The 24,670-nt window shown below is 71.2% G+C and carries 18 protein-coding genes; 15 read left to right on the top strand and 3 right to left on the bottom strand.

Features of this window, described 5'->3' with window-relative positions; all coding sequences use genetic code 11:
* The first annotated feature begins 6 nt into the window (after positions 1–6).
* The 10 genes from ACTMTI_RS14905 (at position 7) to ACTMTI_RS14860 (ending at position 11,739) form a co-directional block, all read left to right on the top strand.
* Positions 7–546: a CD225/dispanin family protein gene (locus tag ACTMTI_RS14905; protein ID WP_441120892.1), complete on the top strand. Its 540-nt coding sequence runs from the start codon at positions 7–9 to the stop codon at positions 544–546.
* A gap of 35 nt (positions 547–581) precedes the next feature.
* Positions 582–1,013 (top strand): DUF2752 domain-containing protein, encoded by a 432-nt coding sequence (locus ACTMTI_RS14900; protein ID WP_441120891.1) that lies wholly within the window; start codon positions 582–584, stop codon positions 1,011–1,013.
* A gap of 114 nt (positions 1,014–1,127) precedes the next feature.
* Positions 1,128–1,967, top strand: coding sequence for an indole-3-glycerol phosphate synthase TrpC (gene trpC, locus ACTMTI_RS14895; RefSeq protein WP_441120890.1), 840 nt, complete (start codon positions 1,128–1,130; stop codon positions 1,965–1,967).
* 38 nt (positions 1,968–2,005) lie between these two features.
* Positions 2,006–3,211 carry a tryptophan synthase subunit beta gene (trpB, locus tag ACTMTI_RS14890; protein ID WP_441121200.1) on the top strand — a complete coding sequence of 402 codons (1,206 nt, stop codon included), beginning with the start codon at positions 2,006–2,008 and terminating at the stop codon, positions 3,209–3,211.
* A 197-nt stretch (positions 3,212–3,408) separates the two neighbouring features.
* A complete protein-coding gene (trpA, locus tag ACTMTI_RS14885) occupies positions 3,409–4,203 on the top strand; it encodes a tryptophan synthase subunit alpha (RefSeq protein WP_441120889.1) in 795 nt (264 codons plus the stop codon).
* Positions 4,204–4,391: 188 nt separating this feature from the next.
* Positions 4,392–8,327: an endo-alpha-N-acetylgalactosaminidase family protein gene (locus ACTMTI_RS14880; protein ID WP_441120888.1), complete on the top strand. Its 3,936-nt coding sequence runs from the start codon at positions 4,392–4,394 to the stop codon at positions 8,325–8,327.
* 259 nt (positions 8,328–8,586) lie between these two features.
* A complete protein-coding gene (locus tag ACTMTI_RS14875) occupies positions 8,587–9,063 on the top strand; it encodes a MauE/DoxX family redox-associated membrane protein (RefSeq protein ID WP_441120887.1) in 477 nt (158 codons plus the stop codon).
* Positions 9,060–9,818, top strand: coding sequence for a thioredoxin domain-containing protein (locus ACTMTI_RS14870; RefSeq protein WP_441120886.1), 759 nt, complete (start codon positions 9,060–9,062; stop codon positions 9,816–9,818). Before ACTMTI_RS14875 ends, ACTMTI_RS14870 begins: the two co-directional genes overlap by 4 nt.
* A 26-nt stretch (positions 9,819–9,844) precedes the next feature.
* Complete coding sequence (gene lgt, locus ACTMTI_RS14865; protein ID WP_441120885.1) at positions 9,845–11,068, top strand: prolipoprotein diacylglyceryl transferase; 1,224 nt, start codon at positions 9,845–9,847, stop codon at positions 11,066–11,068.
* Positions 11,065–11,739 (top strand): VIT1/CCC1 transporter family protein, encoded by a 675-nt coding sequence (locus ACTMTI_RS14860; RefSeq protein WP_441120884.1) that lies wholly within the window; start codon positions 11,065–11,067, stop codon positions 11,737–11,739. The genes lgt and ACTMTI_RS14860 overlap by 4 nt, the downstream gene beginning before the upstream one ends.
* A 182-nt stretch (positions 11,740–11,921) precedes the next feature.
* Here the strand turns inward: ACTMTI_RS14860 and ACTMTI_RS14855 are convergent, their stop codons facing one another.
* A complete protein-coding gene (locus ACTMTI_RS14855; RefSeq protein ID WP_441120883.1) occupies positions 11,922–12,377 on the bottom strand; it encodes a hypothetical protein in 456 nt (151 codons plus the stop codon).
* Positions 12,378–12,803: 426 nt separating this feature from the next.
* Between ACTMTI_RS14855 and ACTMTI_RS14850 the strand changes: the two genes are divergently transcribed.
* Entirely contained in the window at positions 12,804–13,613 is an 810-nt protein-coding gene (locus ACTMTI_RS14850; RefSeq protein ID WP_441120882.1) for a hypothetical protein, read from the top strand.
* A gap of 172 nt (positions 13,614–13,785) precedes the next feature.
* A complete protein-coding gene (locus ACTMTI_RS14845; RefSeq protein ID WP_441120881.1) occupies positions 13,786–14,373 on the top strand; it encodes a hypothetical protein in 588 nt (195 codons plus the stop codon).
* 263 nt (positions 14,374–14,636) lie between these two features.
* Here ACTMTI_RS14845 and ACTMTI_RS14840 read toward each other — a convergent pair whose 3' ends face one another.
* On the bottom strand, positions 14,637–16,211 hold the full coding sequence (locus ACTMTI_RS14840) for a bis-aminopropyl spermidine synthase family protein (RefSeq protein WP_441120880.1): 1,575 nt from the start codon (positions 16,209–16,211) through the stop codon (positions 14,637–14,639).
* Between the two features lie 372 nt (positions 16,212–16,583).
* Between ACTMTI_RS14840 and gltB the strand changes: the two genes are divergently transcribed.
* On the top strand, positions 16,584–21,089 hold the full coding sequence (gene gltB / locus ACTMTI_RS14835) for a glutamate synthase large subunit (protein ID WP_441120879.1): 4,506 nt from the start codon (positions 16,584–16,586) through the stop codon (positions 21,087–21,089).
* Between the two features lie 13 nt (positions 21,090–21,102).
* On the top strand, positions 21,103–22,581 hold the full coding sequence (locus ACTMTI_RS14830; protein WP_441120878.1) for a glutamate synthase subunit beta: 1,479 nt from the start codon (positions 21,103–21,105) through the stop codon (positions 22,579–22,581).
* 28 nt (positions 22,582–22,609) lie between these two features.
* Here ACTMTI_RS14830 and ACTMTI_RS14825 read toward each other — a convergent pair whose 3' ends face one another.
* A complete protein-coding gene (locus tag ACTMTI_RS14825) occupies positions 22,610–23,470 on the bottom strand; it encodes a helix-turn-helix domain-containing protein (protein ID WP_441120877.1) in 861 nt (286 codons plus the stop codon).
* Positions 23,471–23,563: 93 nt separating this feature from the next.
* Here ACTMTI_RS14825 and ACTMTI_RS14820 point away from each other — a divergent pair, with 93 nt between their 5' ends.
* The gene (locus ACTMTI_RS14820; protein ID WP_441120876.1) at positions 23,564–24,628 is read left to right on the top strand and encodes an aldo/keto reductase; all 1,065 of its coding nucleotides are present in this window, start codon (positions 23,564–23,566) and stop codon (positions 24,626–24,628) included.
* Positions 24,629–24,670: the final 42 nt, after the last annotated feature.

Here is a 24,670-nt window from a genome sequence, read left to right as displayed (position 1 = left end):
CTAAGCATGAGTTACGGTAACCAGGGCGACGGCGGCTACGGCGCCCAGCCGCCCGGCGGCGGCTACGGCCAGCAGCCCCCCAGCGGTGGTGGCGGCTATGGGCAGCAGCCCCCGAGCGGCGGTGGCTACGGCCAGCAGCCGCCGAGTGGCGGCGGCTACGGTGGTGGCTACGGGCAGCAGCCCCCGAGCGGCGGCGGTTACGGCCAGCAGCCGCCGAGTGGCGGCGGCTACGGGCCGCCCCCGGGCGGCGGCTACGGCGCCCCTGGGCAGCAGCCGCCGGACAACCATCTGGTCGCGGCCATCCTCACCACCCTGTTCTGCTGCCTGCCGTTCGGCATCGTGTCGATCGTCAAGTCGTCGCAGGTGAACCAGAAGTGGCAGATCGGCGACTTCCAGGGCGCGATGCAGGCCTCCGAGGAGGCCAAGACGTGGTGGAAGCGCAGCCTGATCTTCGGCGGCATCATGTGGGGCCTGATCGTCATCGCCTACGTGCTGATCTTCGTCATCTTCGCCGCGAGCATGTCCGCCACGTACTCCTCGTACTGATCCGGCGCGACGTACGGAAGACGGATACTGGGAGCATGGGCATCGCAACAACCGAGCAGCGCGGCACGGAACGCCTCAAGGGCCTGCTCGCGCCGCTCGGTGTTGCGGCCGCGACGGGGGCGGTGTTCGCGTTCGTCGGCTCGGTGGACCCCAACGAGCCCGGCCACTACCCGACCTGCCCCTTCCTGTGGCTCACCGGCCTCTACTGCCCGGGTTGCGGCACGCTTCGCACCATCCACGCGCTGGCGCACCTCGACCCGGTCGCGGCGCTCGGGCTCAACCCGCTCGCCGTGGTGATGATCCCGTTCCTGGTGTTCTGGTGGGGCAGGTGGGTCGTCCGCGCCTGGCAGGGCAGGCCAAGGCGCACGTCACTGGCCCATCCGGCGTGGCTGTGGGCGTTCATCGCGGTCATCATGGTGTACTGGGTCGTCCGTAACCTGCCCTTCGGGGCGTTTCTCGCCCCCTAATGCGGGGCCTGTGGTGAGGCGAGCCCACCGAGGCCGATACCATCGCAGGACAAGGCGGAGAGCGGACACGGACGCTCAGCCACCCCCACAGTCGACCGGAGGGACCCCAAGCGCGTGAGTGAGCGGACGGAAGGGCCGAGTGTCCTCGACGACATCCTCGACGGGGTGCGCGCCGACCTCGCGACACGTCAGCAGGTCGTGTCCATTGACGAGCTCAAGGAGCGGGCCGAGCGGGCACAGCCGTCCAGGGACGCGATGGCCGCGCTCGGGGGTGACAGAATCTCGGTGATCGCCGAGGTCAAGCGATCGAGCCCGTCCAAGGGCGCGCTGGCCGCGATCGCCGACCCCGCCGCGCTGGCGGCCGACTACGAGGACGGCGGCGCGCACGTCATCAGCGTGCTGACCGAGCGGCGCAAGTTCGGTGGCAGCCTCGACGACCTGGCCGCGGTCCGCGCCCGGGTGGACATCCCGATCCTGCGCAAGGACTTCATCCTGACCTCCTACCAGCTGTGGGAGGCGAGGGCCCACGGCGCCGACCTGGCCCTGCTGATGGTCGTCTGCCTGGAGCAGGAGGCGCTGGTGTCGCTGATCGAGCGGGCCGAGTCCATCGGGCTCACCCCGCTGGTCGAGGTGCACACCGAAGAGGAGCTCGACCGGGCCGTCGCCGCCGGTGCCCGGGTCGTCGGGGTCAACGCGCGCAACCTCAAGACGCTCGAGGTCGACCGCGAGGTCTTCGCGAAGCTGGCGCCGAAGATCCCCGATAACGTGATCAAGATCGCCGAGTCGGGCGTGCGCGGCCCGCACGACCTGCTCGCCTACGCCAGGGCCGGCGCCGACGCCGTCCTGGTGGGGGAGAGCCTGGTCACCGGCAAGGATCCGCGCAAGGCAGTGGAGGCGCTGGTGACGGCCGGCGCCCACCCGTCGACGCGCCCCGACCACTCAGCAGAGGGATAGCAGTGGCATACGAAGGCTCCATCCTGACCGCCGCCGACCTGGCGGGCAACGGCGCCCATGGGGACGACCCGGACGTGCACGGAAAGTTCGGCATCTTCGGTGGCCGCTTCGTGCCCGAGGCGCTCATCCCGGCGCTTGACGAGGTCGCCGCGGTCTACGAGAAGGCCAAGAACGACGCGCAGTTCCTGCGCGAGTTCGACCACCTGTTGCGGACGTACGCGGGCCGGCCCACCACGCTGACCGACGTGCGGCGCTTCAGCGAGCAGGCCGGCGGGGCGCGGATCATCCTCAAGCGCGAGGACCTCACGCACACCGGCGCCCACAAGATCAACAACGTGCTGGGCCAGGCGCTGCTGACCAAGCGGCTGGGCAAGAAGCGCGTGATCGCCGAGACCGGCGCGGGCCAGCACGGCGTGGCCACGGCCACCGCGGCGGCCCTGCTCGGCCTGGAGTGCGTCATCTACATGGGCGCGGTCGACTGCGAGCGCCAGGCGCTCAACGTGGCCAGGATGAAGCTGCTCGGCGCCACGGTCGTGCCGGTGACCAACGGCTCGCAGACGCTGAAGGACGCCATCAACGAGGCGTTCCGCGACTGGGTGACCAACGTCGACAGCACGCACTACCTGTTCGGCACCGTGGCCGGGCCGCACCCGTTCCCGGAGATCGTGCGCGACTTCGCCCGCATCATCGGCGTGGAGGCCCGCCGCCAGATGCTGGAGCTGACCGGCAAGCTGCCCGACGCGGTGTGCGCGGCGGTCGGCGGCGGCAGCAACGCGATCGGCGTCTTCCACGCCTTCATCGGCGACGAGGGCGTTCAGCTGCACGGCTACGAGGCCGCCGGGCGCGGCCTGGAGAGCGGCGAGCACGCGCTCACGCTCACCGCGGGCTCGGTCGGCGTGCTGCACGGCTCGCGCACCTACGTGCTGCAGGACGACGAGGGCCAGACCATCGAGTCCCACTCGATCTCGGCCGGCCTCGACTACCCGGGCGTCGGCCCGGAGCACGCCTGGCTCAAGGACTCCGGCCGCGCCGTCTACCACGGCATCACCGACGACCAGGCGATGGCCGCGTTCTCGCTGCTGGCCAGGACCGAGGGCATCATCCCGGCCATCGAGTCCTCCCACGCCCTGGCGGGCGCGCTGGAGCTGGGCCGCGAGCTCGGCCCCGAGGCGACCATCCTGGTCAACCTCTCCGGGCGCGGAGACAAGGACATGGGCACGGCCATGAAGTACTTCAACCTGTGAGCTTCCAGCCGAGCTCGCTGCTGCCATGACGGCGTGACCTCCGCCGGCACGGCGGTCCACCGAGGCCCCCGGGCCAGGTCACGCTGGAGGTCTCCGGGCCGAGCCGCGCAGCTGCCCCGCCGCACCGGTGCGGGGATTTTCGGGCGGCGCGACCGGCAGGGCATCATGGTGAGACTCGACCTTCGAAACGGACAGACATGACGACTCTTCAGACGGTTTTCGCCAAGGCGAAGGCGGACAACCGGGCCGCGCTCGTCGGCTACCTGCCCGCGGGCTTCCCCTCCAAGGACGGCGGGATCGCCGCCGCCGCGGCCCTGGTGGAGGCCGGCTGCGACGTCATCGAGATCGGCCTGCCTTACTCCGACCCGCTCATGGACGGGCCGACGATCCAGGACGCGGTGCACCGGTCGCTGCTCAACGGCACGCGCATCGCCGACGTGATGCGCACGGTCGAGGGAGTGGCCGCCACCGGCGCGGCAACGCTCGTCATGACCTACTGGAACCCGATCGACAAATACGGCGCCGAGCGGTTCGCCCGCGACCTGGCCAACGCGGGCGGCGTGGGCACGATCACGCCCGACCTGACGCCCGAGGAGTCCGAGCCGTGGCGCGCGGCGTCGGCGGCCGCCGGCATCGACACGGTGTTCCTGGTGGCGCCCAGCTCGACGGAGGAGCGCATCAAGGCCGTGGTCGACTGCTGCACCGGCTTCGTCTACGCGGCCTCGCTCATGGGCGTCACGGGCGCCAGGGAGAGCGTGAACAGCGCGGCCGAGGGCCTGGTCGAGCGGACGCGCCCGCACACGGACCTGCCGGTGTGCGTGGGCCTGGGCGTCGGCACGGGCGCGCAGGCGGCCGAGGTGGCCGCCTACGCCGACGGCGTCATCGTGGGGTCGGCGTTCATCCGGCGCCTCCTGGACGCGCCGGACGAGGCCGCGGGCCGGGCGTCCATCGCCGCCCTCGCCGGCGAGATGGCCCAGAGCGTCCGCCGCTGACCGGGCGACCTGCCGAGCGCGGTTCTTCTGACGAAGGGGAGCCGCGCTTTACCATTTATGTCAGATGGTGTGACGAAATTTTTGGACAAGTGAGAAGATCTGGCGCGTAAGTCCCTGGCGTGGCCTCCCTCGCCGGGTGATGATCGGGGTTCCCGAGCGGTGTGACGCATGACCCGGGAAGGACACCGATGCGTCAAAGTCCCGTCATTCTCGCAGCAGCCCTCGCACTCGCGGCCACGGCCATGGCCGCTCCGGCACGCGCCACCCCCGAACCACCGTCCGCCGCGCCGCCATCCCTCGCGCCGGCACAGCACGATCCGCCGCCATCCCTCGCGCCGGCACAGCAGGATTCGCCGGCTCCCACGCCGACGTACGAGCTGCCGTCACCGCAGCCGTCGCCGACCGGCGCGCCCCCGCCGAGCCCCACCGCGCAGAACCTGCCGCCCAGACCGGCGCGGGTGGCCGAGCCGATCACGATCTCGTCGCAGGCGCTGAGCGTGGATCTGGATCCGGGCTTCCCGCGCGTCCTGCGCTACACGGACCGGGCGAGCGGCGCCTGGCTCGGCGGCAGCGCCGGCGTGCCGGCCGTCGTCCTGAACGGCCGGCCGCATGCCGCCACCGTGACGCTGACCGGGAACGACGGCGCCACCGCCCGCTACCGGCTGACCTTCGCCGACCAGCCCGGCGTCGCGCTGGAGGCGAGCATCGGGGTGAAGGGCAGGGTGACGACGTTCGCGATCGACTCGGTGGCCGACACCGAGGCCTTCCGCGTCGGCACGATCGACCTGCCGGGACACGACCTGGTGTCCGTCTCGAGCGCGCAGCCGGGCGCGGCGACCGCGTTCACCAGGCTCGACCCCAACTCGACCCGCACCGCGGACGTGTTCGCCCAGGTCACCCCCGACACGGCGGCCGACGCCGCCCCGGTCGGCGCGACGTACGCGATCGTGAACACCGACCGGCTGGCCGCGGCGATCGAGTCGAACTCCACCTACGACCGCCCCTCGGGTGTCACCGACCGGGACGCCGCCAGGTTCTGGCACCAGGCCAGGAAGGACGCCGGCGGGACGGTCACGGTGGGCGTGTGGAGCGGCCAGTGGACGCACCGGGCGGCCGGCTCGCCGTTCACCGAGGAGCCGCCCTGGGCCAAGGTCGTGGTGACCCCCGACGCCAACGGCGACCGGACGCTGGACTGGCAGGACGGCGCGGTCGCGTTCCGCGACATCGGCGTCAAAGCGCTCGGCGCCGAGCAGACCAGGAACCGCGTGGTCGTGCACATCCCGTTCAACTTCTCCAGCCAGGCCACGCACCCGTTCTTACGCACGCTCGACGACGTCAAGCGCATCTCGCTGGCCACCGCCGGGCTCGGCCAGCTCGCGCTGCTCAAGGGCTACCAGTCCGAGGGCCACGACGCGGCGCACCCCGACTACGGCGGCAACTACAACCGCCGCGCGGGCGGTTTGCCCGACCTGAACACGTTGCTCAAGGCCGGCAAGGGCTGGAACGCCACGTTCGGCGTGCACGTCAACGCCACCGAGTCCTACCCGGAGGCGCGCGCCTTCAGCGAGGAACTGGTCGACAAGGACGCCGAGGGCTGGAACTGGCTCGACCAGGCATACCTGATCGACCAGCGCGGCGATCTGACCAGGGGGACGCTCGCCAGGAGGTTCAGGCAACTGCGGGAGGAGGCCGACAGGAATCTCGCGGTGCTGTACGTGGACGTGTTCAGACCGTTCGGCTGGGTCGCCGACCGCACGCTGGCCGAGCTGCGCGAGCAGGGCTGGCAGGTGACCACGGAATGGTCGGACAAGCTGGAACGCGCGTCGCTGTGGGCGCACTGGGCCAACGACCTCAACTACGGCGGCGTCACCAACAAGGGCCTGAACTCGCAGATCATCAGATTCATCCGCAACCACGAGAAGGACGTCTGGAACGCGCATCCGATCCTCGGCAACGCCCGCATCGTCGAGTTCGAGGGCTGGACGGCCGAGAACGACTTCACCGCGTTCTACCGCAACATCTGGGAGTACAACCTGCCGGCCAAGTTCCTGCAGCACTACAAGATCATGGACTGGGGCGCCGACGAGATCGTCTTCACCGGCGGCGTGCGCGGCACGTACCGGAACGGCAAGCGCGAGTGGTACGCCGGCGGGCGCAAGGTGCTCGACGGGGCGACGTACCTGCTGCCGTGGCAGGGCAGGCTCTACCACTACAACCCGGCGGGCGGCGTCACCACCTGGGAGGAAGACCGGCCGCTCACCGTGTACAAGCTCACCGACCAGGGCCGGGTGCCCGCGGGCACGGTCCTGCCGGCCGGCGGGAAGATCACGCTGCGGGCGGAGGCGGGCGTGCCGTACGTGCTCTACCCGGGCAAGGCGCCCACGCAGCCCGATCCCGCGTGGGGGCAGGGGAGCGGCGTGCGGGACCCCGGCTTCAACGGCGACCGGCTCGACGGCTGGCGCGTCACGGGGCCCGTACGCGTCGAGCGGAACGACCTGGGCCACAGGGTGGCGCTGCTCGGCGGCGGGGCGCAGGCGCGGCTGGAACAGCGGCTGACGGGCCTTGAGCGCGGCCGCACGTACACCGCCTCGGCCTTCGTCGAGGTCGAGCCCGGCAAGACGCGTGCGACCACGCTGGAGGCCGGGGGCGCGGCGGTGACGATCCACCGGTCCACGGCCAAGAACTACATCGCCTCCGACGAGAAGCACGACACCTACTTCCAGCGGGTCAAGGTGACGTTCACGGCGCCGGGCGAGTCCGTGACGCTGCGGATCACGGCCGCCGCCGCGCCCGGGGACGTGCGAGTGGACGATGTACGGGTGTTCCGGCGGCAGCCGCCGGACCCGGTGGAGACGTTCGAGTCGGCCGAGCCCGGGTGGGGGCCGTTCGTGAAGGGGGACGCGGGCGGCTCGTTCGACGCGCGTACGCACCTGTCGCAGCGCCACGAGCCGTACACGCAGGCCGGATGGAACGGAAAGACGGTCGACGACGTGCTCAACGGCGACTGGTCGCTCAAAGCCCACGAGGAGCGGCAGGGGCTGATCTACCGCACGCTGCCGTGGACCGCGCGCTTCGAGCCCGGGCGCGCCTACGAGGTGTCGTTCAGCTACCAGAACGCGCTGGCCGGCACCTACGAGTGGGTCACCGGCTACGACAAGGGCGGCGTCAGCGTCGAGACCCGGCGCACGCCGATCCCCGAGCGGCGGGCCACGGCCACCTTCACCGAGCGGGTGGCCGGCGCTTGCGGCGACGTGTGGGTCGGGCTGCGCTCGCTGAAACCCGAGCAGGCCGGAGCCGATTTCATCCTCGACGACTTCTCCGTCACCGACCTCGGTCCCGCGCAGGACACGCAGGCGTGCGGGTCGCTGGAGGTGGCGCCCGGCTCGCCGGTGTTCGAGCAGGGGGCGGCCAACGACGTCACCACCACGTTCACGAATCTGGAGGACGTGACGGCGCAGGACGTACGGGTGGCGCTGGACGTACCGGAGGGGTGGGCGGCCGACGGCGACGGGATCGGCGCCGTCGAGCCCGGCGGCAAGCTCACCACCGCCTGGAAGGTCACCCCGCCCGCCGCCGCCCCTTACGCGTCCTACGAGCTCAAGGCCACCGTCACCTACACCGCCGGCGGCGCGGCCAGGACGCTGACCGCCTCGGCGCGGGTGCGGACGCTGCCGCCCCCGCCCGAGGCCGACGCCTACGCCGGCGACCTGGAATGGGTCAGCGCCGACAACGGCTGGGGACCCGTCGAGCGTGACCGGTCCAACGGCGACCTCGGCGAGGCCGACGGCGGGCCGATCGTCATCGGCGGGCGCACCTTCGCCAAGGGCCTCGGGACGCACGCGCCCGCCAAGGTGCGGTTCTATCTGGGCGGGCGGTGCACGGCCTTCAGCGCGTTCACCGGAGTGGACGACTCGCAGGCCACGCGCGGGTCGGTACGGTTCGGGGTGCTGGCCGACGGCGTGGAGCGGGCGCGCAGCCCGGTGCTGCGGGCCACCGACGAGGCGTACGAGCTGCGTGCCGACCTGACCGGCGCCCGGTACGTGGACCTCGTGGCCGACGACGGCGGGGACGGCATCGGCAACGACCACGCCGACTGGGGCGAGGCCCGGTTCATCTGCGGCTGAGCCGCGGGCCCGCGATGCGCTTCCGGCCGGCGGTGTCGCCGTCATGCGCGGGCGTGCGGCGACGTCCGAGGCCGGAGAGCACGTCCCGGCAATTGGGATAAACGCCCAGGTCGTGGGCCGGAAATCTTGTTTAGCTGACGCTTATCCCGGGCGTGATCAGATGAGATCCCGGTACTGTGCGCTACCGGCACAAAGACAGAGGAGATGACCTGTGACCGCGTCACAACCGTCACGCAGAGCCAGTGTAGCGATACCCTGGGTGACGACCGGTGCCCGGCTGCTTCTGGGCGGGGTGCTGATCGCAGCGGGCGCGCTGAAGATCGGCAACCCGGTGGACTCCGTGGTGGCGGTCAAGGCTTACCAGCTGCTGCCCGAGCCGATCGCCGTCCCGGTGGGCTACACCCTGCCGATCCTGGAGATCGTGGTCGGCCTGCTGCTGGTCGTCGGTCTGCTGACCAGAGTGGCCGCCGTCATCGCGGGGCTGCTCATGTTCGCCTTCGTGTTCGGCATCGCCTGGGCCTGGGCGAACGGCCTGCGGATCGACTGCGGCTGTTTCGGCGGCGGCGGCCAGCTGGGGACGGGACAGGAGCCGACCTACCTGCTCGACATCCTGCGGGACTTCGGCCTCGTGCTGCTCGGCGCCTGGACCGTGCGTTTCCCGCCGGGCCGCTTCGCGCTCGACGGGCCCCTCGGCCTGGGGGGAGACACTGGTGACAACGAGGAGAACGAGCGATGAGCAAGGGTGAGCGCACGAAGACGACGTCGGCGCGCGACAAGATCAGGGAGCAGCAGGCCGCCGCCCGCGCCCGCGACAAGCGCAAGCGCCTGGTGACCTACGTGACCGCCGGCGTGGTCGCGGTGGCCGCGGTCGGGCTCGGCTGGTGGTACACCGCCAGCACCTACCGCTCCGAAGAGGCCGCGGGCGCGGTCGCGCCGATCACCGTGCAGTCCGACGGCAGCGTCGTGATGGCCCAGGCGGGCGTCACCAAGCCCGTGGTCGACATTTACGAGGACTTCCAGTGCCCGGCCTGCAAGGAGTTCGAGCGGATCAGCGGGCAGACGTTCAAGAACCTCGCCGCCGAGGGCAAGGCCAAGATCGTCTACCATCCCATCACGATCTTCTCGCAGGAGCCGACCAAGTCCAACTCCGTACGCGCGGGCAGCGCCGCCCGGTGCGTCGCGGACGGCAAGCAGTGGATGACCTTCCATGACCTGCTCTACGCCAAGCAGCCCGCCGAGACCGTCGAGGGCTTCAAACCCGCCGAGCTCGTGCAATGGGGCAAGGAGGCCGGCGTGACCGCACCCGGCTTCGAGCAGTGCGTCACCACGGAGAAGAACGCCCAGGCGCAGCTCGCGTACAGCAAGAAGATCGGCGACGAGCAGAAGCTGACCCAGACGCCGACGGTGAAGCTGAACGGCACAGAAATAGACAATCAGGTAATCTTCAGCCCTCAGGAACTGCGCGATGCGGTTACGGAGGCGGCTAAGTAGTCTCGCTTCCGCTACCCTCACCTGACATGCCCCTTGCCTCGATTCCCAGCCCTTCCCAGGGGGTCTGGTATCTCGGAATCATCCCGATCCGGGCTTATGCGCTCTGCATCGTGCTCGGCGTCATCGTTGCCGTCTGGCTGAGCGAGCGCCGCTGGGTCGCTCGCGGTGGCCAGAAGGGGACGATCATCGATATCGCGGTCCCCGCGGTCATCTTCGGCTTGATCGGCGGCCGCCTCTACCACGTCATCACCGACTGGCAGACCTATTTCGGCAGCCGCGCGATCAAGCCCGCCTACAAGGCGCTCTACATCTGGGAAGGCGGCCTCGGCATCTGGGGCGCGATCGCGCTCGGCGGCGTCGGCGTCTGGCTGGCCGCGCGCAGGCGCGGCCTGTCCATGGGCGCCATCGCCGACACGGTCGCGCCCGGCATCGCCTTCGCCCAGGCCATCGGCCGCTGGGGCAACTGGTTCAACCAGGAGCTGTACGGGTCGCCGACCACGCTGCCGTGGGGCCTGGAGATCGACGCCCTCCACGGCGGCGAGCCCGGCGTCCTCTACCACCCGACTTTCCTGTACGAGTCGATCTGGGACGTGGCGCTCGGCTTCGTGCTGATCTTCGCCGGCCGGCGCTTCGCGCTGCACCACGGGCGGCTGTTCGCCCTCTACGTCGCCGGCTACACCCTCGGCCGCTTCTGGATCGAGGGGCTGCGCATCGACCCGGTCGGCGGGGTGGACTACGCGGTCACCTTCCTCGGGATGCGGATCAACCAGTGGACGTCGATCGTGCTGTTCGTGGGGGCGCTGGTCTACCTCTGGGTGACCAGGAACAAGGACGGAGTGGAGATCGTGGTTCCGGCTTCCGCCGCCGATCCGGCGCACCCGGCCGACCAGGCGGACACCGATTCGCCGGAGGACGCCGACACGGCCGTGAAGGCAGCGACGGGGGAGGCTGGGGAGACCGCTTCTTCGGCGGCCGACGAGCTTGGTGAGGCAGCTGGGAAGGACGTCACGGCGGCGGCCGGGCGCGCTGAGGACGGCGCCGACGCCGAAGAGGGCGACGCGCCCGGCCGTGGCGGCGAGGCCGGGGCTCCCAAGGCCGACGGCTCCGAGGCCGGAAGCTCCGAAGCGGAGGACGGCAGGACCGACGGCACCGAGAGCGATGCCACCGATGACAGCCCGGTGGGCGACGACGACGTTCGCGTCGAAGGTGGCGATGCCGAAGCCGTGACGAAGGAGAAGAACTCGCGATGAGCGATCGCGCGGAGAGACACCACGAGCATCGCGACGTCACCGGAGGCTGGTCGCGGCCCTCGGTGTTCGGCGCGATGGACGGACCGGTGTCGAACTTCGCGCTCATCGCGGGCGGCACCGCCAACACCAAGGTCATCGCCCTCGGCGGCGTCGCCGGCCCGGCCGCCGGCGCCCTGTCCATGGCAGGCGGCGAATACGTCTCCGTGGCCAGCCAGCGCGAGCTGGCCCAGGCCGAGCTCGCCGTCGAGCGGCGCGAGCTCGCCCACCACCCGGAGGACGAGCGCGCCGAGCCGGCTCAGACCTTCGTCGACAAGGGCGTGGAGCCGGCGCTGGCCCATGAGGCGGCCAGGCAGATCTCCCAGGACCCGGACCGGGCGCTGGAGGTCCACTCACGCAACGAGCTGGGCGCCGGCCCCGGTGAGCTGCCGTCGCCGATGCCGGCCGCGGTCTCGTCGTTCCTGCCGTTCGCGGAGGGGGCGGTGTTGCCGTACATATTGAGGGCCGGGGGGCTGGTGATGTCGTGCGTGGCGTTGTTCGCGACGGGGGCGATCGTCTCTGCCGTGACGGGGCGTAGCCGGTGGTATTCCGGGCTGCGCCGGCTCGTGGTCGGCGCGGTGGCCGCCACGGCCACGTTCGGCGTCGGCGACCTCATCGGGGCGGCGGCGCTGTGATGGCCCGCAGACGAGCCGGCTCCCGCCCGCACAGCGGCCGCCCGGCACCAGGCACAGATGGCGGCCGCCCGGGGGCGGGCGTGGACGGTCGCTCTGAGAGTGGCGGCCCCTTCGGTGGCGGTCCCGTGGGGGATGGCACGTTCGGCGGCGGCCCAGTTGGCAGTGGCCCTGTGCCTGGTGGCCTAGGCGGCGGTGCTGTGCCCGGTGGTCTGCCTGGTGGCGGTGCTGTGCCCGGTGGTCTGCCTGGTGGCAGTGCTGCGCCTGGCGGCCCCCTGGGCGCTGGGCCCATGGCTGGTGGCCCCGCGGGCAGCGGACCCATCGGCGGCGGTCCCGTGGACGGTGGCGGCCGGGCACGGATGAACGGTGCCGAATCCGTCAGCGGCGGTTGGCCGGCGGCGGGTGCGCATGGCGCCCCTGCGGCAGGTGGCGGGTGGTCGGCGGGCGGACCGCAAAGCGACGCCCGATCGGCGCCTGGCCAGCGCGGCGAAGCCTGGTCGGCAGGCGGCGCGGGCGAGCGCGGCCGGTTGGCAGGTGGTGCTGGCGGGCACGGCCGGTTGGCAGGTGGCTCGGGTGACCACGGCGGGCTGGCAGGTGGTGCTGGCGGGCACGGCCGGTTGGCGGACGATGCGGGGGAGCACGGCCAGCAGCCGGCGGGCGGCGCAGATGAAGATGGTCGGTCGGCTGCGGGCAGGGGTGCTGCGGGTCGGTCGGCGCGCGCCCGTGGTCGTGGCCGCTCGTCAGAAGGCAGGCGGGCCGGCAGCCGATCATCGGTGGGCTCCGGTAGCGCGGGCGGGTCGCCGGAAGGCGCGGATGGCGACGGCTGGCTTGCGGCCGACGCCGGCGGCACGTGGCCGCCAATCCGTCCCGATGTCGATGGTCCGGCGGCCGCCGACGGCAGGCGGGTAACCGATGCTGAGGCCGGTAGCCGGGCCGCGGGCGGGCGCAGACGGTCGGCGGGCGGTACCGATCCCGGCAACCGGGCTGCGGCCGCCGATGCGGGCAGCGGATCGGGTGCCGCTCATGAGAGCAGCGGGCCGGCGGGCGGTGCCGGTGAGGGTGGCCGGGTGGCGGCCGCACTTCGCAAGCGGCGCCGTTACCAGCGCTCTGACTGGCAATTCCCGCTGCTCACCGACTGGGGCATGCGCCCGGAGAAGCAGCGGCTGCTGGTCATCATCGCCACCGTCGCCGGAGTGCTGGCGGGCGCGGCCGGCCTGGTCGCTGCCATGGTCTCGCTCGGCACCTACTCGCCGGAGCGACAGGCCGGCGCCGCCGTGCTCGGCCCCGACACGGCGCTGCCGCAGGTGTTCCGCGGGTGGAACTCGCCCAAGCTGTTCGATCCCGTCGTCGACAGGACCAAGGACAGCCAGCCGCTCACCGAGAAAGAGGTGTTCGGCCAGAAGGAGCTCGCGGTCTCCAAGAGGCTCAAGCTCAAGCTGGTCGCCAAGCAACTCGACACCGGCTGCTCGGCCGCGCTCTGGGGTGGGAGCCTCCTCGAACAGGTGTCGGAGGCCGGATGCACCCAGGCCGCCCGGGGCCTCTATGCCAGCTCCGACGGCCGTTACATCGGCCAGTACACGCTACTCAATCTCAAAGACGGCCAGTCGGCCTCGGAGTTGGTCGAGTCATTGAAGACGCTTTACCGAGGCGGGTGGGCGCGTCCCCTGGCCTCGTCCAAGGTCGCCTTCCCCGCGGGGGGCTATTCCGAGGCGGGCGGCTACGCCCTGGGCCACTACGTCGGCCTGGTCTGGCTGGGCAGGGTCGACGGCGCCGAGCCGGGTTCCAAAGACGACTACGTCTCACTCACGCTGGCACTGCGCGGGGCGGAGAAGGCCGTTTACCGCCGAGTCGTCGCCATCGCGGGGCCGCCCTCCTGATGTTCGCCCAGCCGACTCTTCCGACGTCCAGCCGATGCTCTCCCGGCGCCCAGCCGAGCGGCCCGCGTGCAGCGGGCCCGTCTCCCGGGAATCCGGGTGCCGGCGTCGTCCGGGGTGCGGAAGGGGCTTTGATGGTTCGTAATGTCGTCTGCAGCAGGGGAGCGGCCGGCTGATGTCCCGACGTGTCGTCATCTCCGTCGTGATAGCCAACGTGGTGATCATCGCCGTGGCCGGCTGGCTGTGGTTGCGTCGTGACGATCCGCGGCCTGGCGCCTTTCACGGCGAGCCCACCTCAGCGTTCTACCAGGCCATCGACACCCGCCAGAACGACGCCGCCCCGCTGACCATGCAAGAGGTCTTCACCGCCGCCACCCAGACCCTGGGCGCCATGCGCAGGGATTCCACGCGGGAATTCACCGACTGCGACGAGGTCCTCTGGGGCGCCTCCGCGATGGGCTGCACGCAGGCGCTGCAGGCCACATACAAGGGGAACGCGATCGCGGGCCAGTTCGTCATCTTCAACCTGAACGACGGGCGCGCGGCCGACGCGTTGGTGTCGGCGCTGGGCAAGGAGGGCTTCGTACGGCAGAGCATCCTGTTCGACGCCGCCGGCAGCCGCGCGCAGGCCCGCGCCATGGGTCACTACGTGACCGTGAGCTGGGCCGGCGGCTCGGCATCGGCCCAGGAACTGGTCGCCGCCCTTGTCGCGCTCGACGGGCTGGGACGCGTGGTGCAGGGCCGCATCGTCGCCGCGACCTGACTCCCAGCCCGCCCCGAGGCGGCCCCCAGGCGGTCTCCAAGCGCGGCCTCCAAACGGCCCGGCTCCGACGCCCAGGCGGCCCGGCTCCGACGCCCAGGCGGGCCCGGCTCCGACGACACCAGGGCGACCGGCTTCGACACTCAGGGTCTGCTTCGAACACCAGGGTGGCCGACTCCGGCACCTAGGGGGTCGTCCTACGGCCAGAGGGCGGCTTGGACACCAGGGCGGCCGGCTGCGAAGGCCCAGGGTGCCGGTTTCGGCTCTCAGCCGGTCGTGGTGAGGGCCGAGACCGTCGCCTCGACCGCTTTCGGGAGGCTTGCCAGGCGGTGGAGCGGCGCCTCCAGCGGGGTGAGGTCATCCGACCAGGAGGCCGCCTCGCGGATGAGGACGCGGGCCTCGTTCTTGGTGAGCGTCGTGCCCTGGGCGCGGGCCACCGCGATCAGGGCCTCCCGCCAGGTGTTGGCCAGCTTGGCGTGGCCGTTGTCCAGGATCCTGCGCAACACGCCGGCCGCCGTGTCACCGCTGGGCGGCGGGAGGCGTACGGCGTCGAGCGTGCCGCCCTCGGCGCTCAGCTCGTAGACGGCGGACAACACGTCCGGGAGGGGCGGGAAGTCGGTCCCGAGGACGCGTACGTGCCCCGCGCGGGCCGCCAGGAGCAGGCGGGGCAGCGCCGCCTCCAGGCCGGGAGGCAGGGCGATGGCGACCCGGTCCACGGCGGCGGCGTATGGCTTGGCCAGCCACGTCGACAGCCTGACCCGAGGCTGACGCAACTGCTTGGGCCACTCGCCCACCAGCAGGTCAGGCTCGAAGTCCGCGGGCAGGCCGGACGGGGCGGGGCCGGAACCGGGCGTTCCGAGGGCTGAGGGGGTGTTCTGGGCGGCTTCGATGGCTTGAGGGCCCTGGGTGTAGATGGCGGTGGTCTGGCGGCTCAGGCGGGACATCACTGCCGGGCGTGTCTTGGTGGTGGGGCGCAGGATGTAGAGGTCGGCGGCGGAGCCGATGGCCTCTGCCCCGAAGTATCGGTTGAAGTCCGGGTAAATGGCTTCGAACGTGAGATTGAGCTCCGACAGCGCCTGCTGCACCTTCAAGGCCAGCATCGGGGTGCGCTCGCTGGCGCCGTACGCCAGCAGCACCCGCCCGTCGTCCTTCAGCCCTTCCACGGCTCGCGCCACGAACAGGCTCGTACCCTCCGGTGTGTACGGCGGGTCGGTGAGCGCCAGATCGTGGGCCCTGACCGAGGACGGCAGACTGAGCCGCAGGTCGGCCCAGCGCGTGCGGACGCCAAGATCCTGGTCGTCGATGTAGGCGAGGATGCGCTCGTCGATGTCCACCACTGTGACGTCGGTCTCCGGGTGGACCAGCTTGACGGCCAGCGAGGTGAGGTCGTGGTCGCCCACGCACAGCAGGCGCGTGCCCCGGAGCCAGAAGCGGGCGCCGAGCAGGAGCGCGCGTCGCAGCACGGTTTCCGGCGTGGCCGAAACGTGGTCCAGCGTGTGACGGGCGCGCGGGGCGCCGGCGACCAGCCGAGTGAGGCGTTCGAGCGCCTGGGAGTAGTGGGGGACCAGGTGGCCCACCGGGTCCTCGGGAGGCGGGGCCAGGGCGAACAGGTCCTGGTAGTCGGGCGCGTGATCGAGCGGCACCCGGAAACGGTCCCCGGCCCGCTCCAGCGGCAGCTCCCGGAGCAGGGACTCGATCGTACGCCGTCCCGTGGCGGTCCCTCTGACCAGGTCCGCCAGCGTCCACCACTGGCCGTCGCACAAGAGCGTCAGCGCGTGCCGCAACGGCCTGCTCCCTGCCCCGGCCGCGTCGAGCAGGCGCTCCACCCCGTCACGCTCCATGACGCAACCCTATCGAGGGTCTGCGCGGACTCCGGCCCAGCGTGCCGCCCTGGCGTGTGGGCCCCACACCGTACGCGAGCCGGGGCGTGGGGCGCGGCCAAGAGACGGGTCCGGGCGGCCCCTTCGAGGGCCCGGCTGGAAATCGCGCCCTGTGTCGTAAATCGCCGACCCGCAGCGGGAATTTCGCCGCCTGGATCCGAGTTTTGGGATAGGGAGTTCGGATGATGGACAAGGTCGAATGTTCGCAATGCGGACGTGGCGGGCACCATTCCGGCAGGGTGCGGTAACCTCTACCCACAATATGCAGCAGGGCCAACGTCGTCCCCGCCTGTAGAGCAGTTTGAGACAGACGATGACGACGGGAGGGATTACATGCCTGCTGCCCACCTCGGGTTCCCCGAGCCCCAGGGCCTCTACCACCCCGCCAACGAGCACGATGCCTGCGGTGTCGCCATGGTCGCCGACGTCGCGGGACGCCGGGGGCACGGGATCGTGGTCAAGGCGCTGACGGCGCTGTGCAACCTTGATCATCGGGGGGCCAAGGGTAGCGAGCCGGACACCGGCGACGGAGCCGGGATCCTGACGCAGATGCCCGATGCGTTCTACCGCGCCGTCGTGCCGTTCGGGCTGCCCGCGGCCGGCGCGTACGCCACCGGCATCGGCTTCCTGCCGGCCGACGAGCAGGCCCGTGGCATCGCCGCCAGGCTGATCGAGGAGATCGCGGCGGAGGAAGGCCTCACCGTGCTCGGCTGGCGCGAGCTGCCGGTCGACCGCGACCTGCCCGGGCCGAGCGCCAGGGCCGTCATGCCGCACTTCGCCCAGCTGTTCGTCGCGGACCCGGAGGGCCGGGAAGGGCTGGAGCTGGACCGGCTGGCGTTCTGCCTGCGCAAGCGGGCCGAGCACGAGGCGGACGTGTATTTCCCCTCGCTGTCGGCGCGCACGATCGTCTACAAGGGCATGCTCACGCCCGGCCAGGTCGAGCCGTTCTTCCCCGACCTGTCCGACGAGCGGTACGACACCGCGATCGCGCTGGTGCACTCGCGCTTCTCCACCAACACGTTCCCGAGCTGGCCGCTGGCCCACCCCTACCGCTACGTCGCGCACAACGGCGAGATCAACACGGTCAAGGGCAACCGCAACTGGATGCGGGCTCGCGAGGCGATGCTGGCGTCCGCCCACATTCCGGGCGATATTTCGCGACTTTTCCCCATCTGTGACCCGGATGGCAGCGACACCGCCAGCTTCGACGAGGCCCTCGAACTGCTGCACATGGGCGGCCGGAGCCTGCCGCACGCCGTCCTGATGATGATCCCGGAGGCGTGGGAGAACCACACCGAGATGGACGCCGCGCGGCGGGCGTTCTACGAGTTCCACTCCTCGCTGATGGAGGCGTGGGACGGCCCGGCCTCGATCACGTTCACCGACGGCACGCTGGCCGGCGCCGTGCTCGACCGCAACGGCCTGCGCCCCGGACGCTTCTGGGTGACCGCCGACGGCCTGGTCGTGCTCGCCTCCGAGGCCGGCGTGCTGGACTTCAAGCCCGAGGACGTCGTCCGCAAGGGCCGCCTGCAGCCGGGCAAGATGTTCCTCATCGACACGGCCCGCGGCAAGATCATCGAGGACGACGAGATCAAGGCCGAGCTGGCCGCCGAGCTGCCGTACTCCGACTGGCTGCACGCCGGCCTGGTCCGCTTCGAGGAGCTGCCCGCGCGCCAGCGCGAGATCCCCACGCACGAGGCGCTCGTCAAGCGGCAGCAGACCTTCGGCTACACCGAGGAAGAGCTGCGCATCATCCTGTCGCCGATGGCCAAGAGCGGCATCGAGCCGATCGGCTCCATGGGCACCGACACGCCCGTCGCCGTGCTCAGCGAGAAGCCGCGGCTGCTGTTCGACTACTTCAGCCAGCTGTTCGCGCAGGTCACGAACCCGCCGCTGGACGCCATCCGGGAAGAGCTGGTCACCTCGCTGGCCAGCACCATCGGCCCCGAGGGCAACCTGCTCGACCCGGGGCCCAGCTCGTGCCGCCAGCTCGTGCTGCCGTACCCGGTGATCGACAACGACGAGCTCGCCAAGATCATCCACATCAACGACGAGCACGACCTGCCCGGCTTCCACCCGCACGTCATCAGCGGCCTGTACGAGGTCGCCGGCGGCGGCGAGGCGCTGCTGCGCCGCCTGGCGGAGATCAGGGCCGAGGCGTCCAAGGCGATCGCGGACGGCGCGCGCATCATCGTGCTGTCCGACCGCGGCTCCTCCGACGCGCTGGCGCCGATCCCGTCGCTGCTGCTGACCGGCGCGGTGCACCACCACCTGATCCAGGAGAAGACCCGCACCAAGATCGGTCTCGTCGTCGAGACCGGCGAGGCCCGTGAGTGCCACCACATGGCGCTGCTCATCGGCTACGGCGCGGGCGCGATCAACCCGTACCTCGCGATCGAGACCATCGAGGACCTGGTCGACACCGGCGCGCTCCAGATCGACAAGCGCAAGGCCGTGCGCAACCTGATCAAGGCGTACGGCAAGGGCGTCATCAAGGTCATGTCCAAGATGGGCGTGTCCACGGTGGCCTCCTACACCGGCGCGCAGATCTTCGAGGCGCTCGGCCTGAGCCAGGAGGTCATCGACTCCTGCTTCACCGGCACCACCTCGCGCCTGGGCGGCGTCGGGTTCGACGTGCTGGCCGAGGAGACCGCGCAGCGGCACCTCCACGCCTACCCGCGCGTGGAGAACGCCCACCGCAGGCTCCAGGTCGGCGGCGAATACCAGTGGCGGCGCGAGGGCGAGCAGCACCTGTTCAACCCCGAGACCGTCTTCAAGCTGCAGCACGCCACCAGGACCCGCCGCTACGAGATCTTCAAGGAGTACACGAGTCTCGTGGACTCCCAGGCGGAGCGGCTGATGACCCTGCGCGGCCTGTTCAAGCTGCGCAAGGGCAACCCGATCCCGATCGAAGAGGTCGAGCCCGTCGAGAGCATCGTCAAGCGGTTCTCCACCGGCGCGATGTCGTACGGCTCCATCTCGATGGAGGCGCACGAAACGCTCGCCATCGCGATGAACCGGCTCGGCGGCAAGTCCAACACCGGCGAGGGCGGCGAGGACCCCGAGCGGCTCTACGACCCCGCCCGCAGGTCCGCGATCAAGCAGGTGGCCTCCGGCCGGTTCGGCGTCACCAGCGAATACCTGGTCAACGCCGACGACCTGCAGATCAAGATGGCCCAGGGCGCCAAGCCCGGCGAGGGCGGCCAGCTGCCCGGCCACAAGGTCTACCCGTGGATCGCCAAGACCCGGCACTCCACGCCCGGCGTCGGCCTCATCTCGCCGCCGCCGCACCACGACATCTACTCGATCGAGGACCTGGCCCAGCTCATCCACGACCTGAAGAACTCCAACCCGGAGGCCAGGGTCCACGTGAAGCTGGTCGCCGAGGTCGGCGTCGGCACGGTCGCCGCGGGCGTGTCGAAGGCGCACGCCGACGTGGTGCTCATCTCCGGCCATGACGGCGGCACCGGCGCCTCGCCGCTGACGTCGCTCAAGCACGCGGGCGCCCCGTGGGAGCTCGGCCTGGCCGAGACCCAGCAGACGCTGCTGCTCAACGACCTGCGCGACCGCATCGTCGTCCAGGTCGACGGCCAGCTCAAGACCGGCCGCGACGTCGTCATCGCCGCGCTGCTCGGCGCCGAGGAGTACGGCTTCGCCACCGCCCCCCTCGTCGTCTCCGGCTGCGTCATGATGCGGGTCTGCCACCTCGACACCTGCCCCGTGGGCGTCGCCACGCAGAACCCCGAGCTGCGCAAGCGCTTCACCGGCAAGCCCGAGTTCGTGGTCAACTTCTTCGAGTTCATCGCCGAGGAGATCCGCGAATACCTGGCCGAGCTGGGCTTCCGCTCGCTCGACGAGGCGATCGGCCACGTCGAGATGCTCGACACGGCGGCGGCCGAGGAGCACTGGAAGGCCAACGGGCTCAACCTGTCGCCGATCCTGCACCAGCCCGAGCTGCCCGCCGGCACCGCGCTGCACAGGGTCGTCGAGCAGGACCACGGCCTGGACCACGCGCTGGACAACACCCTGATCCAGCTCGCCGAGGGCGCGCTCAACGACGGCACCCCGGTCATGCTGGAGCTGCCCATCCGCAACGTGAACCGCACGGTCGGCACCATGCTCGGCTACCAGGTCACCAAGCGGTACGGCGGCAAGGGCCTGCCCGACAACACCATCGACACCTCCTTCACCGGCTCGGCGGGCAACTCGTTCGGGGCGTTCGTCCCGCGCGGGATCACGCTGCGGCTGACCGGCGACGCCAACGACTACCTCGGCAAGGGCCTGTCCGGCGGGCGGATCACCCTCCGGCCGCACGAGGCGGCCCCGCTCGACGGCCACATCATCGCCGGCAACGTCGCCCTGTACGGCGCCACGTCCGGCGAGGTGTTCATCCGCGGCGTCGTCGGCGAGCGGTTCTGCGTCCGCAACTCCGGCGCGACCGCGGTCGTGGAGGGCGTGGGCGACCACGGCTGCGAGTACATGACCGGCGGCAAGGCCGTCGTCCTCGGCCCGACCGGGCGCAACTTCGCGGCCGGCATGTCGGGCGGCATCGCGTACCTGCTGGACCTCAAGCCCGAGCGGGTCAACCGCGAGATGGTCGCCATCGAGGCGCTCACCGAGCAGGACGCCGAGTTCCTCAAGGAGACCGTCGAGAAGCACTTCGCGGAGACCGGCTCGCCGGTCGCCAAGCAGCTGCTGGCGGACTGGGACGTGGCGCTCGGCAGGTTCGGCAAGATCATGCCGACCGACTACAAGAGGGTGATGGAGGCCGCTGAGGCCGCCCGCATCGAAGGCAGGGACATCGACGAGGCCGTGATGTCGGCCGCGGTTCAGGGTTAAGGGAGGCGTACCGATGGCTGACCCCAAGGGTTTTCTCACGCACGACCGGGAGCTGCCCACGCGCCGCCCCGTGGACGTCCGCATCAGCGACTGGCGCGAGGTCTACCAGGACTTCTCGCAGGAGAAGCTGACCAAGCAGGCGGCCCGCTGCATGGACTGCGGCATCCCGTTCTGCCACAACGGCTGCCCGCTGGGCAACCTCATCCCCGAGTGGAACGACCTCGTCTACCGCACCGACTGGCGCGAGGCGATCGAGCGGCTGCACGCCACGAACAACTTCCCGGAGTTCACCGGCAGGCTCTGCCCGGCTCCGTGCGAGGCGGCGTGCGTGCTCGGCATCAACTCCGACCCGGTGGCGATCAAGCGGGTCGAGGTCGAGATCATCGACCGGGCGTTCGCCGAGGGCTGGGTGACCCCGCAGCCCCCGGCCGTCAAGACCGGCAAGAAGGTCGCGGTCGTCGGCTCGGGACCGGCCGGTCTCGCGGCCGCGCAGCAGCTCACCAGGGCCGGGCACGACGTGGTGGTGTACGAGCGCGCCGACCGGATCGGCGGCCTGCTGCGCTACGGCATCCCCGAGTTCAAGATGGAGAAGCGGCACATCGAGCGCCGCCTGGAGCAGATGCGCGCCGAGGGCACCGAGTTCCGCACCAGCGTGAACGTCGGCGTCGACATCACCGCCGCCGAACTGCGCGAGCAGTACGACGCCGTGGTGCTGTCCGGCGGCGCCACCCAGTGGCGCGACCTGCCGGTCGCCGGGCGCGACCTCAAGGGCATCTACCAGGCCATGGAGTACCTGCCGCTGTCCAACAAGGTCCAGGAGGGCGACTTCGCGGTCGCGCCCATCTCGGCCGAGGGCAAGCACGTGGTGGTGATCGGCGGCGGCGACACCGGCGCCGACTGCATCGGCACCGCGATCAGGCAGGGCGCCAAGTCCATCACCCAGCTCGAGATCATGCCGCAGCCGCCCGTCTCGCGGCCTGACAGCCAGCCGTGGCCGACGTACCCCATGCTGTTCAAGGTGGAGAGCGCGCACGAGGAGCTGGCCGACGGCGGGGGGCAGCGGGTCTACGCGGTGTCCACCACCGAGTTCGCCGGCGACGCCGACGGCAACGTGCGGGCGCTGCGCCTGGTCGAGGTCGAGGGACCGCAGGCCGGGTTCAAGCCCATCCCCGGCACCGAGCGGGAGATCCCCGCCGAGCTGGTCACCCTCTCCATGGGCTTCGTCGGCCCCGAGAAGGGCGCGCTGCTGCAGGACCTGGCCGAGGACGGCGGCGACGGCTTCTACGACAAGCGGGGCAACGTCGCGCGCGACAAGACCTACATGTCCAAGGTGGACGGCATCTTCGTGGCCGGCGACATGGGACGCGGGCAGTCGCTCATCGTGTGGGCCATCGCCGAGGGGCGCGCCGCCGCCTCCGGCGTGGACCGCTACCTGACGGGCGACACGGCGCTGCCGTACCCGATCCTGCCGACCGCGCGACCGCTGGTCTGACCGTCTCCGGGGCCGGGCCGCGCCGCTGTCAGGCGCGCCCGGCCTCTGCCGTCGCCGGAGAGCACGAGGCCGTGATGGCGTCAAGCGTGCGCTGGGAGGCCGGGTCGGCGGCGCGATAGACGACCAGCCGTTGGCCGGGGGCCTGCAGCGGGACCAGGGCCTCGTACGTGATGGTCAGCGGGCCGGCGGTGGCGTGCCGCAGGCGCTTCTGGCCCCGGCCGTTCACCCGGACGTCGCGCCGCGCCCACAGGCGGGCGACCTCCTCGCTGCCCGAGGTCAGCTCGTCGATCAGCTCCGACAGGGCCTTGTCGTCGGGATGAGCCGCCCACGACGCCCGCAGATCCGCGATGCCCTCGCGCAGTGCCCGCTCCCTGTCGCGGAAGAAGCCGCGCAGGCCGGAGTGCAGCGTGCACAGCCACATGATGTTGCGCTGTTCGGGCGGCAGCGTGCCGAAATCCAGCACCAGGGCCGCCATCTCCGGGTTCCACGCGATGAGGTCGAAGCGGTGGTTGAGCACCATGGCGGGCAGCGGTGACAGGTCCAGCACGAGCCGGGACAGCGGCCCCGCCTCGTCGGCGGGCGCCCGCCGCTCCGGCTTGGGCCGCTGCTGGGCGAGATCGAACAGGTAGAGCCGCTCGTCCTCGCTCAACCGCAGGGCTTCGGCCAGCGCCTCCAGCACCTCCGGCGAGGGCCGTAGCCCGCGTCCCTGCTCCAGGCGGATCACGTAGTCGACGCTGACACCGGCCAGCTCGGCGACCTCTTCCCTGCGCAGGCCGGGCGTGCGGCGCCGGCCCCGGCGGGCGGGCAGCGGGACGTCGCGGGGATCCAGGCGCTCGCGGCGGGTGCGCAGGAAGGCCGCCAGTTCGCGAGTCTGGTCCACGGTGCTCATCCCCTTGATCCTACGGCCGCCTTTCCTGGGACGGTCAGTCCCAGGAAGAGCCTTCCCTTACCGCCGGGCCGCGTGCGGAGCAGGCTGGATGCCATGACGACTCTTGACACGTACCGGTTGCTCGGCCGTTCGGGGCTGCGGGTCTCGCCGCTGGCCCTGGGGACCATGACGTTCGGGACGGATTGGGGCTGGGGCTCCGACAAGGACGAGTCCCGCCGGATCTTCGACACCTACCTGGACCGCGGCGGCAACTTCATCGACACCGCCAGCCAGTACACCGACGGCACCGCCGAGGCGCTGCTCGGCGAGTTCGCGGCGGGCCGGCGCGAGCAACTGGTGATCGCCACGAAGTACACCATGGCCCGGCGCCCCGGCGACCCGAACTCCGGCGGCAACCACCGCAAGAGCATGGTGCAGTCGGTCGAGGCGAGCCTGCGCCGGCTCAACACCGACCACATCGACCTGCTCTACCTGCACGCCTGGGACTTCACCACCCCGGTCGAGGAGATCCTGCGCGCCATGGACGACCTCGTCAGGCTGGGCAAGGTCCTCTACGTCGGCATCTCCGACACGCCCGCCTGGCAGGTCTCCCGCATGCAGGCCATCGCCGGCCTGCGGGGCTGGGCGCCGCTGATCGCCCTGCAGATCGAATACAGCCTGGCGCAGCGCACGGTGGAGCGCGACCTCATCCCGATGGCGCGCGAGATGGGGCTCGGCGTCATCCCATGGTCGCCGCTGGCCAGCGGCGTGCTGACCGGCAAGTACACCAGGGCCGACCTCGACACGGGGCAGGCCGCCGCCGACCCCGCCGGAACCCGCAAGAACGTCGCGGCGGCCAACGGCGCGCTGACCGAGCGGGCACTGGACATCGCCGACGTGGTAAAGCGGGTCGCCGCCGAGCTGGGCGTGCGGCCGTCGCAGGTCGCGCTGGCCTGGACGACGCTCAACCCCGGCGTGACGGCGCCGATCGTGGGGGCGCGTACGCTGGCGCAGCTGGAGGACAACCTGGGCGCGCTCGACGTGCGGTTCACCGAGAGCCAGCTGGCCGCCCTGGACGAGGCCAGCCGGGTCGAGCTCGGCTTCCCGCACGATTTCCTCGCGCTGCCCATGCCGCGCCAGGTCGTGTTCGGCGGCGCCGAGATCGACCTCACCCGCTGACCCCGCCGCGTGGGTCTGGCCCGGCCCGGTCCGTCGCGGGCC

Origin of the sequence: Nonomuraea sp. H19 (assembly GCF_052068215.1) — a bacterium.
Taxonomy (GTDB): domain Bacteria; phylum Actinomycetota; class Actinomycetes; order Streptosporangiales; family Streptosporangiaceae; genus Nonomuraea.
The sequence above is the reverse complement of the archived record's forward strand: the minus strand, read 5'-3'. Positions and strand labels throughout refer to the sequence as shown.

Excerpts from the sequence above, each read along its gene's own strand:
- ACTMTI_RS14905 (WP_441120892.1), top strand. The coding sequence starts at position 7 with ATGAGTTACGGTAACCAGGGCGACGGCGGCTACGGCGCCCAGCCGCCC.
- ACTMTI_RS14900 (WP_441120891.1), top strand. The coding sequence starts at position 582 with ATGGGCATCGCAACAACCGAGCAGCGCGGCACGGAACGCCTCAAGGGC.
- trpA (WP_441120889.1), top strand. The coding sequence starts at position 3,409 with ATGACGACTCTTCAGACGGTTTTCGCCAAGGCGAAGGCGGACAACCGG.
- ACTMTI_RS14880 (WP_441120888.1), top strand. The coding sequence starts at position 4,392 with ATGCGTCAAAGTCCCGTCATTCTCGCAGCAGCCCTCGCACTCGCGGCC.
- ACTMTI_RS14870 (WP_441120886.1), top strand. The coding sequence starts at position 9,060 with ATGAGCAAGGGTGAGCGCACGAAGACGACGTCGGCGCGCGACAAGATC.
- lgt (WP_441120885.1), top strand. The coding sequence starts at position 9,845 with ATGCCCCTTGCCTCGATTCCCAGCCCTTCCCAGGGGGTCTGGTATCTC.
- ACTMTI_RS14860 (WP_441120884.1), top strand. The coding sequence starts at position 11,065 with ATGAGCGATCGCGCGGAGAGACACCACGAGCATCGCGACGTCACCGGA.
- ACTMTI_RS14845 (WP_441120881.1), top strand. The coding sequence starts at position 13,786 with ATGTCCCGACGTGTCGTCATCTCCGTCGTGATAGCCAACGTGGTGATC.
- ACTMTI_RS14840 (WP_441120880.1), bottom strand. The coding sequence starts at position 16,211 with ATGGAGCGTGACGGGGTGGAGCGCCTGCTCGACGCGGCCGGGGCAGGG.
- gltB (WP_441120879.1), top strand. The coding sequence starts at position 16,584 with ATGCCTGCTGCCCACCTCGGGTTCCCCGAGCCCCAGGGCCTCTACCAC.
- ACTMTI_RS14830 (WP_441120878.1), top strand. The coding sequence starts at position 21,103 with ATGGCTGACCCCAAGGGTTTTCTCACGCACGACCGGGAGCTGCCCACG.
- ACTMTI_RS14825 (WP_441120877.1), bottom strand. The coding sequence starts at position 23,470 with ATGAGCACCGTGGACCAGACTCGCGAACTGGCGGCCTTCCTGCGCACC.
- ACTMTI_RS14820 (WP_441120876.1), top strand. The coding sequence starts at position 23,564 with ATGACGACTCTTGACACGTACCGGTTGCTCGGCCGTTCGGGGCTGCGG.